At 68.8% G+C, this 12,269-nt stretch carries 10 protein-coding genes; 4 read left to right on the top strand and 6 right to left on the bottom strand.

What is annotated here, in order from left to right:
- Positions 1-7 precede the first annotated feature (7 nt).
- Positions 8-1,120, bottom strand: a complete 1,113-nt coding sequence (locus tag HQ312_RS19345; protein WP_081821440.1) for a GGDEF domain-containing protein — start codon at positions 1,118-1,120, stop codon at positions 8-10.
- 112 nt (positions 1,121-1,232) lie between these two features.
- Here HQ312_RS19345 and HQ312_RS19340 point away from each other — a divergent pair, with 112 nt between their 5' ends.
- Together HQ312_RS19340 and HQ312_RS19335 are read left to right on the top strand one after the other, a co-directional pair.
- Positions 1,233-2,555: an NAD(P)/FAD-dependent oxidoreductase gene (locus tag HQ312_RS19340; RefSeq protein ID WP_222633055.1), complete on the top strand. Its 1,323-nt coding sequence runs from the start codon at positions 1,233-1,235 to the stop codon at positions 2,553-2,555.
- A 137-nt stretch (positions 2,556-2,692) separates the two neighbouring features.
- Positions 2,693-4,255, top strand: coding sequence for an Hsp70 family protein (locus tag HQ312_RS19335; RefSeq protein WP_222640712.1), 1,563 nt, complete (start codon positions 2,693-2,695; stop codon positions 4,253-4,255).
- A gap of 140 nt (positions 4,256-4,395) precedes the next feature.
- Here the strand turns inward: HQ312_RS19335 and HQ312_RS19330 are convergent, their stop codons facing one another.
- From HQ312_RS19330 to HQ312_RS19320, 3 genes are read right to left on the bottom strand one after another with little or no spacing between them, the layout of a single operon-like run.
- The gene (locus HQ312_RS19330) at positions 4,396-4,932 is read right to left on the bottom strand and encodes a YdcF family protein (RefSeq protein ID WP_056443957.1); all 537 of its coding nucleotides are present in this window, start codon (positions 4,930-4,932) and stop codon (positions 4,396-4,398) included.
- A 5-nt stretch (positions 4,933-4,937) separates the two neighbouring features.
- The gene (locus HQ312_RS19325) at positions 4,938-6,485 is read right to left on the bottom strand and encodes a sugar transferase (protein WP_051613638.1); all 1,548 of its coding nucleotides are present in this window, start codon (positions 6,483-6,485) and stop codon (positions 4,938-4,940) included.
- The gene (locus HQ312_RS19320) at positions 6,482-6,772 is read right to left on the bottom strand and encodes a phosphopantetheine-binding protein (protein WP_308123935.1); all 291 of its coding nucleotides are present in this window, start codon (positions 6,770-6,772) and stop codon (positions 6,482-6,484) included. The genes HQ312_RS19325 and HQ312_RS19320 overlap by 4 nt, the downstream gene beginning before the upstream one ends.
- A 180-nt stretch (positions 6,773-6,952) precedes the next feature.
- Here HQ312_RS19320 and HQ312_RS19315 point away from each other — a divergent pair, with 180 nt between their 5' ends.
- Both HQ312_RS19315 and HQ312_RS19310 read left to right on the top strand, forming a co-directional pair.
- Positions 6,953-7,729 (top strand): GNAT family N-acetyltransferase, encoded by a 777-nt coding sequence (locus HQ312_RS19315; protein WP_222640710.1) that lies wholly within the window; start codon positions 6,953-6,955, stop codon positions 7,727-7,729.
- Between the two features lie 231 nt (positions 7,730-7,960).
- Positions 7,961-9,220 (top strand): glycosyl hydrolase family 28-related protein, encoded by a 1,260-nt coding sequence (locus HQ312_RS19310; RefSeq protein WP_231476457.1) that lies wholly within the window; start codon positions 7,961-7,963, stop codon positions 9,218-9,220.
- Between the two features lie 3 nt (positions 9,221-9,223).
- Here the strand turns inward: HQ312_RS19310 and HQ312_RS19305 are convergent, their stop codons facing one another.
- Together HQ312_RS19305 and HQ312_RS19300 are read right to left on the bottom strand one after the other, a co-directional pair.
- On the bottom strand, positions 9,224-10,576 hold the full coding sequence (locus HQ312_RS19305; protein WP_222640708.1) for a glycosyl hydrolase family 28-related protein: 1,353 nt from the start codon (positions 10,574-10,576) through the stop codon (positions 9,224-9,226).
- Positions 10,573-12,267 carry an alpha/beta fold hydrolase gene (locus HQ312_RS19300; RefSeq protein WP_222640706.1) on the bottom strand — a complete coding sequence of 565 codons (1,695 nt, stop codon included), beginning with the start codon at positions 12,265-12,267 and terminating at the stop codon, positions 10,573-10,575. The genes HQ312_RS19305 and HQ312_RS19300 overlap by 4 nt, the downstream gene beginning before the upstream one ends.
- Positions 12,268-12,269 lie beyond the last annotated feature (2 nt).

The following is a 12,269-nucleotide window of genomic DNA, read 5'->3' as shown; positions in this document are numbered from 1 at the left end:
CCCGGTGTCAGGTGCGCGCGTTGTCCGTCGTGGTGTACGCCTGGTCGTCGAACCGCAGGCTGTCCCCTCCCGCGCGCTTAGCCTCGTACATCAGACGGTCGGCGCGGCGGATCAGCAGTTCGACGTCGTCGGCGTCGCGGGTCCACCGGCTGCCGGGGATCCACGCCACTCCGGCACTCGCCGTGACCGGTACCTCGTCGGCGTCGCACCGGACGGCGGCGTGGACGTCGTCGAGACGGTTCCGCATCTCCGCCCACGGCACGATCCCGACGACGCAGAACTCCTCGCCGCCGAGACGGGCGACATACGCCCAGGTGGTCGTACTGGTCTGCAACCGTTCGGAGACCCGTCGCAACACCTCGTCGCCGCCCTCGTGGCCCACGCGGTCGTTGACCGACTTGAACCTGTCGAGGTCGATCACCATCATCGCCACCACCTCGTCGTGACGTGCCGCAGCCAGCAGCGGCGCGTGCACCACCGCGCTCAGCCCCCGACGGTTCAGCGCCCCGGTCAGTGGATCGGTGCCCGACTGGTACGCGTCGTCCCGCAGGTTCGACAGCGGGATCTGCGAGAGCAGCGGTGCGAGAAGGAACAGTGCCAGCTGCACGACCAACAGGACGGACAGGTAGGCCACGTCGCTGTCGCCCTCCGCGGCGGCCGAGCCGAAGAAGTACAGGGACACGGCCACCGTCAGCGCGATGTGCGCCACGAGCGTACGGATCGAGTGGAAGTAGCCGCAGTAGATGCCGAGAAGGGCGAACACCACGGACACGGTGAACGAGGCCTGCACGTCGGCCAACATCGACAGCCCCACCACCAGCGCCACGTCGTCGCCGAACAGGAAGACGAGGGATTGTCGACGAGTCGGCCACGTCCCGCGGAGCCACAGCAGCGCCGACACTGCGCCCGTGACCAGGCACGCGATGAACACGGCGCGGGCGGCAGGTGAGGGAGGTGCCCCGCTGGTGAAGAGCAGCAGGGAACCGGCGAGCACCACCATGAGCACCACTGCGGCCATCATGCGGCGGTAGGGCCGCTGCAGTCCGCGCTGCGCCATGTAGCCGGGCATCGCGGAGTAGTCGAAGGGTCGACTCCACCACTCGCCCACAACACGGAACATCGACTGGCAACTCTCGGCTGGGAAGAATGGTGAAAGGTAAACCTACTCACAGGTTCGTGACGACGCCCCGCTTCGTTACAGCACTGCGGCCTCGCGTGGCAGGATTTCGAGCATGGCTGATGAACTCTCACGACAGCGCCCGAGTGTCGTCGTCGTCGGCGGCGGATTCGGCGGGCTGTACGCCGCCCGGCGACTGCGCCACATCGACGGCGACGTCACCGTGATCGACCGCGGCACCTCGCACGTCTTCCAACCGCTGCTCTACCAGTGCGCCACCGGCCTGCTGTCCGAGGGATCCATCACCTCGCCGCTGCGGCACCTCCTGCGTCGACAGAAGAACACCCACGTCGCGCTCGGGGAGGCGTCGGGCATCGATCTCGAGAAACGACGTCTCACCGCGTCGCGCATCGACGGGTCGACGTTCGAGCTCCCCTTCGACTACCTCGTGTTCGCGGCCGGCATGCGGCAGAGCTATCACGGCAACGAGGAGTTCGCGAAGTACGCGCCCGGCATGAAGACCGTCGACGACGCGCTCGCGATCCGCCGCAAGCTCATCAGCGCGTTCGAGATGGCCGAGTCGCTGCCCACTCCCGAGGAGCGTCGGCCGTGGCTCACGTTCGCGGTGTCCGGCGGCGGCCCCACCGGCGTGGAGATCGCCGGTCAGATCCGTGAGCTCGCCGTCGGTGCCCTCGAGCACGAGTTCCGCTCGATCGACCCGAGCGAGGCGCGGGTGCTGCTGTTCCACGGCGGTGACCGCGTCCTCGAGTCGTTCGACGCCACGCTGTCGGCAAAGGCTCAGAAGACCCTCGACCACATCGGGGTGGAGACCCACCTCGGGGTCCACGTGACCGACGTGACGGCCGACCACATCGAGGTCACCCGCAAGTCGGACAAGCAGAAGACGACCTACGACACCCACACGGTGCTGTGGACCGCGGGCGTCGAGGCGGTGCCCTTCGCCGGGACCCTGGCGTCGGCACTGGGCGTCACGCAGGCGCGTGGCGGACGCATCCCGGTGGAGAAGGACCTCTCGGTCGCGGGGCACCCCACCGTGTACGTCGTGGGCGACGTGGCCGCGCTGAACGATCTGCCCGGCGTCGCGGAGGTCGCCATGCAGGGCGGCCGCCACGCGGGCGCGATGATCGCGAAGACCATCGAGAACGGGACGCGCGCGTCGTCGCCGTTCAAGTACCACGACCTCGGTAGCGCGGCCTACATCGCGCGTCGGCACGCCCTGCTGCAGGCGGGCCCCATCCAGCTCTCGGGCTTCGCCGGGTGGGCCGCGTGGGGCGCGATCCACATCGCGTTCCTCTCGGGTCGACGCAACCGTGCCGGCACCTTGATCAACTGGGCCGCGACCCTCGCCTCGGGAACCAGACGCGAGCGAGCGGTCACGTTCGGCGATCCGGAGACCGCCCGCATGCCATACGCGTGACCGGCCTCCGGACAAAGTGGACGCCTACCCCGTTTGTCAGGTCATAACAGCCGATGTGACGGCGATGGCGCGGCCTGGTTACACTTTGTGATCGCACGCGCTCGTCGTGCGGTACATCGGTCCGGACAAGGCGGCTCATGACAGTACTGGGAGTGTCGGTGGGCACCAGTGCCGTGCGCTTGGCCAGGCCCGTTCAGGGGCTGCGCGCCGGCGTCGAGGCCGCCTTCCGTCACCGCGCCATCGACACCACCTTCGACCAGGCCGAGCAGCTCGCGGCCGAGTCCATCGGCGTCATCCTCGCCGACCCCGCCGACCCCGAGTCGATCTCCGCCACCGGCGTCGCCTACCGCGACGACGCGCAGGCCGGCGCCGTCGCCCGGGCCATGGCCCGCCAGCACATCGTCAACTACCGCCTCGTCCCCGAAGTGCATGCCGCCGTGCAGTTCCTGCGGTCCACGGGCGACCTCGACGGGCTCCACGTCGTCGGGTTGTACGACCTGGGCAGCTCGGGTCTCAGCGTCACCGTCGTCGACCTCGACAACGGGCAGGTGCTCGCCTCCGAGCGCAGCTTCGCCGTCAGCGGCAACATGTTCGACGCCACCATCCGCGACAACCAGATCGGCCGCCAGCAGAGCGGCCTGGACGACGTGGACGGACGCGAGTTCGAGCTCCGGTGCCGCGTGGCCAAGGAACAGCTCTCCTCGAGTGGCGCCGTGTGCCTGCCGGGTATCGGCGGACTCATCCTGCTGTCCCGCGAAGCGTTCGAGTCGATGGTCGCCGTCCCCATCGAGCAGTCCGCGCGGCTCACCCGCGACGTCATCACGCGCGCCGGCCGCCCCGTCGAGGCTCTCGTCATGATCGGCGGCGGATCCCGCATCCCCTTGGTCCGGGCGACGCTCGCGGGCTGGGTCGGTCTGCCCACCATCACGCCCGCGGAGCCCGAGCTGGTCGCCGCGAAGGGTGCGGCACTGTCTGCGACTCCCGTGGACGGGCAGTCGAACTCCGGTCCCGTGCCGATGGCCGCCCCTCGTCCCGCTGCGCCCGCTCCGACCGTCGCGGCACCGCTGGTGTCCGCTCCCGTGGTCGCCGGGCCGGTCGAGCCGCGCACGCCGGACGCACCGGCGCCGGAGAAGGCGCTCAGCGCACCGTCCGCGGAGACCATGGCCTACAGCGACGTGGAGAGCCGTGAGCACTCTGCGCGCGACATCGACCATGCGGCTCGCGACTCGGAGCATCGCCCCGACGTGGCGGATCCGCGTGCGGCGGAGACTCCCTCGTGGCTCTCCGGGTCCGGGTCCGGTTCCGCAGCGCCGGAACAGCGTTCGTCACGCCCACGGCTGCCGCTCATCGCGGCCGTCGGGCTCGCGGTGATCGCTGCCGTCGGGCTCGCGCTCGGATACGGCGCGACGCCGTCGCAGTCCACCGCCGACGTCACCCCGGCCGATCAGGCGGGAACGTCGAGTTCGGACGCACCGTCCACGACGACGGCGACCACCACACGGACCACCACCACGGTGCCGCCGACCACCACCACCGTTCCCCCGGTCGCTCCGGCTCCGGTGGAGGCGCCCGCTCCGGCCGCCGAGGTTCCCGACGTGGCGCCTGCTCCCGCGCCTGCTCCGCCGACCATCCCGGGTCTCCCCGGTGTGCAGCTGCCGCCCGGCATCCAGATCCCACCGGGTCTGATCCCCGGGTTCTGATCCTTCCGGTGGCGGCGAAAGTCGTTGTCTCGCTGTCAATTCGTCGAACACGAGCGCCGTAGCCCCCGACGGCATCGCATCGCAGCGATGCCGCACTACGGCGTTCGTGTTCGTCGCGTGTCCGGGCCGTCAGGCCACGGTCACGAGCACTCGCTGTCGAGTGCAGCCTTGATGTAGCCGGCAGTCTGATAGATGTAGCTGCCGATCCACTCTCCGATCCCCTCCTGAGTGGGGTTGGGAGACATGGTGACCTCGCCGTCGAAGCACTGCTGGACGATGTAGCGCGACCGAGACAGGTGCGGCGTGTAGGTCACCACGATGATGTGTTTCCAGTTCTCCGCGGCGGCGCGGCGCTTGATCTCCTCCGCCTCGCCCTTCGTGGAGTACGGATCCGGGAGGAAGCACGACACCGTCACGGTGTAGGTGCCGTTGCAGATCTGCTGCATGCGCACGTCGTCCGGGCCCACCGAGTTGGAGAGCACCACTTCCGGTGCGTACCCCTGCTCGGCGATGTCGATGCCGTAGTGGAAGCGCCCGTAGGGCTTTCCCCCGAGCACCACGACGGCGTCGGCCGGTCGGAGTGGGTCTGTCTGAGGGTGGACGTACACGGGCCATCCCGCGGCCACGATGGCCACGAGCAGCACCGAGAACGCCACCAGAAGGCGGCGAAAGGTCACGAGTCTCAGCCACCGGTCCGCCGCAGTACGGACAGGACTGTACGGAGCAGGATCTTGACGTCGAGCCAGAGACTCCAGTTCTCGATGTAGAAGTTGTCGTAGAGCGCGCGGTCCTTGAGTGAGGTGTCGCCTCGGAGTCCGTGCACCGCAGCCCATCCCGTGAGCCCGCCGGGCACGCGGTGACGCGCGGAGTAGCCCGGGATCTCGGTGGTGAACTTGTCGACGAAGTGCGGTCGCTCGGGGCGCGGGCCCACCAGGTCCATGTCGCCCACCATGATGTTCCACAGCTGAGGCAACTCGTCCAGAGAGGTCTTGCGCAGGAAGCGGCCCAGTCGCCCGACGCGGTCGTCCTGGGAGATGTTCCACGTCGTGTCCGACTCGGTGCGCGACGCGGGTTTCATCGACCGGAACTTGAGGCAGGCGAACAGCTGACCGTTGCCGGTGACGCGCAACTGCTTGAACAGCACGGGCGCGCTCGGATCGGAGAACCGCACGGCTGCCGCGATGGCGAGCAGGAGCGGGGACAGCACGAAGAGAGCCATACCCGCAAGGATGCTGCTCAGGACGCGCTTGATGCGCCAGGCGAGCGACCGGTGCGCGTCGCGTCGGATACGCACCAGCGGGATGGCGTGCAGTCGGTCCATCTCACCGGTGACGCTGACGAACTCGAACAGACGCGGCACCACGAAGATCTCGCAGTCCATCCGGTCGCACTCGCGCAGCAGTGTCAGCAGAGCCGACTCCCGCATCGCCGAGAACGCGATGACGATGGTGTCGATCTGGTGCAGGTCGATGTAGGTCCGCAGCTGGTTCGCCAGCGGCTCGACGGGGATGTGGCTGGCCACGCTCGCCGGCATGGGCGAGTCGTCCAGCAACGCGTGCGGCTCGAGACCGTGCTCCGGGTAGGACTGCATGCTCTCGACGAGCTGCGTGGCCACGAGCCCGCTGCCGATCACGACGGTGCGGCGCTGGAAGCGCGGCCGACGCCGCAGCCGGCGGGCGACGAAGTACGACGCCTCGCGGCCCGCCATGGTGGCCGCCAGGACGGACAGGGAGATGAGGGCGGCCGTGAGCAGGGTGGTGGACGGCGCCACGATGACGATGGCGCTCATGGAGACCAGCAGCACGATGGCGGCCATCAGCGGCAGATCGTCCAGCATCGACAGCGTGAGACGCTGACGACGGCGCTGCGGCAGCACCGCGAAGAGGACGATCAGCACGGTCACGATCACCGGGTGGCCGTCGAACGGCGCGAGCGCGACAGCGAGGGAGACGAACATCGACTCGAGGACGATGCCGAGCACCGCGCTCAGGTGCAGAGCCGGCCAGCGCGACAGACGGCTGCGCGGATCCGGGATGTTGGGACGGAGCGGGATGGGCGGGGTGACCTCGGTGGCCGTCGCCTCCTGCGCTGCCTGTGCGTACTGCACGGCCTCGGCATGGCGGGCGAAGCGGGGGAGCAGGTTCTCCGGCTCCAGATCGGGTGAGTCCGCCCCGCGGCGCTTGTCGCCACGGAGATCGATCGGTGAGGTGTCGGGGTGCGAGGTGGTCATCGGCTCGCCTCCGGCTGGACGGCGGCGGAGGTGTCGGACACATGGTCCAACGCGTCACGGATGGTGGCGATCGTGGAGAACGTGGAACGGCGGAGAAGGTGATCGGGGAACTCGACCTGGGCCGATTCCTCCAGATCCACGAGCACGGCCACGCTGGCGTGCGAACTCAGGCCGGCGTCGAACAGGTTCTCGTCGTCGCCCAGCGTCCACGGGTCGACGGGTAGTCGACCGGCTCGGTGCAGCGAGCTACGGACGATGGTGTCCCGGGTTGGTGACGGGTGCGTCACGAGGGTTTACTCCTTGCCTACGGTTCAGACAGACAGTCACGCTCATATCGCGCCCCGCGGCGAATGCATCGTCGACTTACATGGAAGAACTCGACCGCGTCGGCTCTTGTGGACGCCGCAACAATCTACGAGAAGTGTATATGAGAAGTTTCCGTACCGCAGGAAGGTTTTGGTGAAGGCGTGAGTGAGATGCCGATCGGACGGTCGTCGGAGCGCGAGATGGAGGCGCTCCGGCAGTCGTTCGGACAGACGACGCGCTCCTGGGCGGACCACACGTTCGAGTCGACCGACTCCGGCTGGGTGGCGTTCAGCGGGTTGGCCCGACCCGATTACAACCTCGCCCTGGTGCACGGTGGAGACGCCGCTGAACAGGTCGGACGAGTGATCGACTCGGTGACCGCGCTCCGCCGACCGGCTCTGGTGATGCTGGCCGGCGCCGGCCTCTCGGGGGCGCAGACCCTGGCCGACGCCGGCTGGGTGAGCCTGCAGGCCATGCCGTTCATGCACCGGTCCGCCGGTGGGTCGCAGCCGGTGGACGGGGTGCGCGAGATCACAGAGGCAGACCTGCCAGCCTGTCAGGAGGTCGCGTCGCTCGCGTTCGGGGTGGGACCCGAGCTGGCCGCCGCCGTCTACACCGCGGAGACGCTTCGCCGTCCCGACGCCATGGCGTTCGGCCTGTTCGTCGACGACGAGCTCGTCTCCTGCCTCCTGTCCTGCCGCGCCGGCGACACCGTCACGGGGTGGGCGCTGGCCACCCACCCCGATCATCGCCGTGCCGGACACGCGGCGCGCCTCATCGCGGGCGGCAAGCACGTCGAGACCGGACTGCACGGGCCGTCGCAGGATCTGTGCCTCGCCTCCCCGGCCGGAGTGCCGCTCTACGCGTCGCTGGGCTTTCACACGACGGAGTACTGGCAGGTGTGGTCGCGGCCTCGGTGGGTGCTCGGCGCCGCGTGACGGCCGACACACTTTCCTGCCTTTGTCTTGGTGGGCGGGCGCGAAACACGATGCCCATCAGTGAACGGCTTTCGATGTGGAAGCCGCGGTCGGTCTTTTTCACACCGCCGTGTATCGCGGGTCTCCCGCGGCGGCGCGTCGCGTCGTGAATGCGCATTTCTTTGCTTGTGTATGGGCAGGCGCCGAGCGGGGGCAGGAGGTGCGCCGACCACGATGGTGAAGGGGTAAACCATGAACGACAGAGGTCCTTCGGGTTCGCGGCTCGACCGCCGCGCACTGCTCATGGGGGGACTGGCCGCTGGAGTGGGCACCACGCTCGCGGCGAGCAGCATCCTCGCGCAGGCCGACGACCCCGTGGCCGTGACCCTCGCGGCGGGCGAGACCGACCCTGGCGCCCTGCTCGGGTGGGTCAACGTCAAGGCCGCCCCGTACAACGCGAAGGGTGACAACGCCGCCGACGACACCGCCGCCGTCGCCGCCGCGTATACCGCAGCGCAGCAACAGAACCGGCCGCTGTACTTCCCGCCCGGGATGTTCCGGGTGCGTTCGCTCCCACAGTTCGCCAACTACGCCACCGTGTTCGGAGCCGGCGCCGATCTGACGACGATCGTGCACACCAGCTCGGGCACGCTGCTCACCCTCAAGGGCCGTCAGCGCGTCGCACTGAAGAACCTGGGCATCTTCTCGCTGGATCCCTCGTCGCTGGCGGTGCTTCTCGACGCCTGCTTCCGCTGCTCGTTCGACTCGGTGGTCTTCCGCGGTAACCACACCCCGCAGAGCTACCCCCGGTTCCTGCCGCAGAAAGGCGTGTCGCTGATCAACAACACCGGCGGAACGTCGTTCGTGAATTGCGACTTCAACAATTACGGAACGGCGATGTCGACGACGGCCATTCAGTCGTACATCGCCAACTGCAAGTTCGCGACCAACTGGATCGGGCTGCTGGGAACGGGCAACAATTTCGCGTCGGGAATGTCGATCGTCAACACCGAGTTCGTCTCCGACATCAATGCGAACACCACCACGTCGCATCTCGTCGTGGACGGCCGGGCCAACGACTGGTGGCTCACCAACGTGTGGTTCGAGGGAGCGGCGACGGCCCTCACCATCGGTAAGGCGGGCACGGGCGGACCGTCGCAGTTCGGCATGGTCAACTGCAAGGTCGCCGCTCGCGGGATCTGCCTCGATCTGCAGCACTGCCGCCAGCCGTACCTCGCCAACGTGGCGTTCGACGCCGACCAACAGTCGAATCCCCAGCTCATCAGGGTGAACGCGCAGTATGTCGCGGAGGGGACCGCGATCAACCTCATCACCAGCCAGGGTGCCGACTTCCCCGGCAACACCTTCCCTGGTGGCTGGTCGGTGCTCGGCCGCGGCAAGCTCTTCTCCGCCGGCGGCGGACCCGTCGTCAAGTCGCCGGACGGCAAGAGTTGGCGGCTGTCGATCAGCAACACCGGTGTGGTGAGCGGGCAGAACCTCGGGGTGCTGTAGCGGTCAGCGCGGCCGATCGGTGCCGAGGGACTCGGTACTCAGGGTTCCGTCCGTCCCCACCACCAGACGCCAGTACGCGTTGGACTCGTCTTTGAGCACCACGCCCGCCTCGCGGCGGTCGGACAACCAGGTGCCGTCGGACAGGACGGCGGCGGTCACGGCATCGCCGCTGTCCCGCGCCTGCAGCAGGTCGACGTCGTCCTGCACGGTGCGCGTGACCACCGTGCTGGTGAAGGTGGGCCCCGACATGGTGCCGCGACCGATCACGGTCCACGCATCGGGGAAGACCGCGCCGTTCACGTCGTCGTTGACGCCCGAGATCAGGTTCACCGCGGTGCCCGTCGGGACGTGCTCCGCGTCGATGACCAGCTCGGCAGGCCGGCTGTTCGGGTCCGGATCGAAGATGATGTTGGCAAGGTAGGGCTGCCGGCAGTACAGCAGCTCGACACACGTGGTGCGCGCCGAGATCTTGCAGTTGACCATGCCGAACTGGGACGGCCCGCCGGTCTCGCGCGTGCCGATGCTCAGGGCCACCTCGGACCCCTCGAACCAGACGTTGGTGAACCACCAGTCGTTCGCGGGACCGTCGACGCGGACGTGCCGATCCGTCGTGTCCGGGTCGTTGTCCGACACGAACTCGACGTTGGTGAACGCCATGCCGGCGTTGAAGTCGCCACCGGTGCCGAGCACCCCGACGCGGTTGCTCGTGAACTTCGAGGCCGTCACGTAGTTCTGGATGCACTCCGACGTCAGGCCGATGCCGTAGTTGTTGATGTCGCAGTTGGTGAACGTGGTGCCGCCCGTGTTGTCGGTCAGCAGCACTCCGCGCTGGTTCTCGTACTGAGGGAACGTGGACGACGAGTGGTTGCCGCGGATGGTCACGGAGTCGAACGAGCAGCGGAAACACGCGTACAGTGAGAAGCACGTCGACGTGGCGCCGGTGGTGAAGAACCCCATCCGGCGGAAGTTGACGCGCTGGCGTCCCCGCAGGTCGATCAGAGTGCCGTTCTGTTCGTACAGGACGGTGGTGACATCGGCGCCGTCGCCGTACACGGTGGCGTAGTCGGCCATCGCCGGCCACGCCGTCACCCGGTAGGTGCCGCCGGGCAGATAGACCGCAGAGGCCTGGGTGATGCCCTCGAACGCCCGCGCGATCGCCTCGGTGTCGTCGGTGGTGCCGTCGCCCGTCGCCCCGAAGTCACGCACGTTGCGCGCAGCCGGGGTGTCCGTGACGTTCGGCGACTGGAACTGCACCGACTCGGCGTCGTCGCGCGAACACGCGACCGCGAGCGGAACGGTGGCGGCGACGAGGGTGCCGGTGAGCAGCCGTCGCCGGCCGAAGGAACTCGCGGTCACGCGGTGACCTGCTGTCTCTGCGGTTCGATGGTCCGGGCGAGCACCGAGGAGATGATCGTGCGGCGCATGTCGGCGTGGTACGCCGAGTGGTCACCGACGGGCGCGCTGACGATCAACGGCACGGTGCCGCTGCGGCGCTGGATGCGCGTGAGGCCCTCGGGCCCACGCTGATCGACGAACCAGCGGTGATCGGCCGGAGCCAGGATCACGGTGGCGTCGACGTCGTTGTCCGCCAGCGAACGCAGGATGACCTCGGGAACCTGGGTCACGCCGCGCACACCGAGCAGCCGCCACGCCCGGTACGGCAGGTGCGTCTGCAGTGCGTTCTTGATGCGCGCCCGGGGCGTCTTCTGCCACGCCGGATCCGACCGCGGGATGCCCAGATCGGCAGGATCGATCTCGCCCTGCGTCGACTTCTTGCGCTTCCAGCTCCACGCGATGGCGTTCACCATGACGGCGCCGCCGGCCCCGATCTCGGTGGCGGCGTGGGCCGCGTTCCACGAACCCGAGCAGATGCCCGTGAGCACCACGCGACGCGGATCCGCATGCGCCGCACGGGCGGCCGCGACCACGTCGTCGGCGCTCTCCGCCGAGTAGATCGGAGTGTGCTCGTCGGCACGCACCACCTCCGATTCACCGGTTCCGCGTCGGTCGAAGCGCAGCGCGGACGCACCGGAGCGCGCCGCCTCGCGAGCGAGCTCGACCCACAGGCGCGCCGGTCCGGTGCGCGTGTCGTTCGCCGTGGCGCAGAAGACCAGAGTCGGTGCGGAGTCCGGTGTCCCGACCGGAGTGGATCGGATGCCGAACAGGCCGTGCGCACCGATGCTCTCGATGTGCTCGGTGAAGGTCGACCCGTCGCTCGCCTTGTGCGTGACGCTGGTGGTCGGGGTGAACTCGACCGCGCAGTCGCGGGCGGAGTCGTGTGCGCCGTCGAGGATGTCGACGACCGCGCGGATCGCCGTGTTCGGCAACGGCACCAGGAAGCTCTCGGGCGTGACGAACTCGGTCATCGTGCCGACGTGCTGCGCCGTCGCCCCCGACCGCTCGATCGCCTTGTCGAGCCGAGGCGAGGAGTACCCGTCACGCAGCGCGAAGATCCACTGCGACACGGCGGGTGAGGCCGCGGTGATCTCGAGGGCGGACAGCGCCGCCGCGGCCTCGGTGGACAGCGAGTGCCCGATGGTGTGTAGATCGGTGTCGTCGGTGTCGGTTCCGACGGTGTCGGTGCCCACGCCGAGCCGGTACAGCGCCTGCTGCTCGCGCAGGTACGCGCGGCCGCGCGGCACCGGATCCCACAGGACGACCGTGTGCAGCGGGCCGACCGCGTCGGCGGCGCGATCGAGAAGCAGGGCACCGGCGCGCAGGCCGACGGCGGAGACCGTCGTGCAGCCGAGCGAGCGCACCAGGCTCACCGCGTCCCCGATGCTCGCGAGCCACCCGTCCATCGCCGCAGCGTCGTTCTGGTCGCCGCCCGAGTCGCCCACACCGAGGTAGTCGAACCGCAGCACGGCGAAGCCTGCCGCGGCCAGCTCCTGCGCGAGCAGCTTGAGGCCACGGTAGGTGTCGACGTGCTCCTTGCCCATCGACGGGCACAGCACGATGCCCGCGCGCGCGTGGTCGCCTTCGGGAAGGTGAACCACGCCGAACAGGCGACGGCCGTCCGATCCGAACCAGGTCGGTGTCGTCGACATGG

This window comes from Rhodococcus sp. BP-316 (genome assembly GCF_019836105.1).
Lineage (GTDB): Bacteria > Actinomycetota > Actinomycetes > Mycobacteriales > Mycobacteriaceae > Rhodococcoides.
This window is presented reverse-complemented; position numbering and strand designations above follow the sequence as displayed.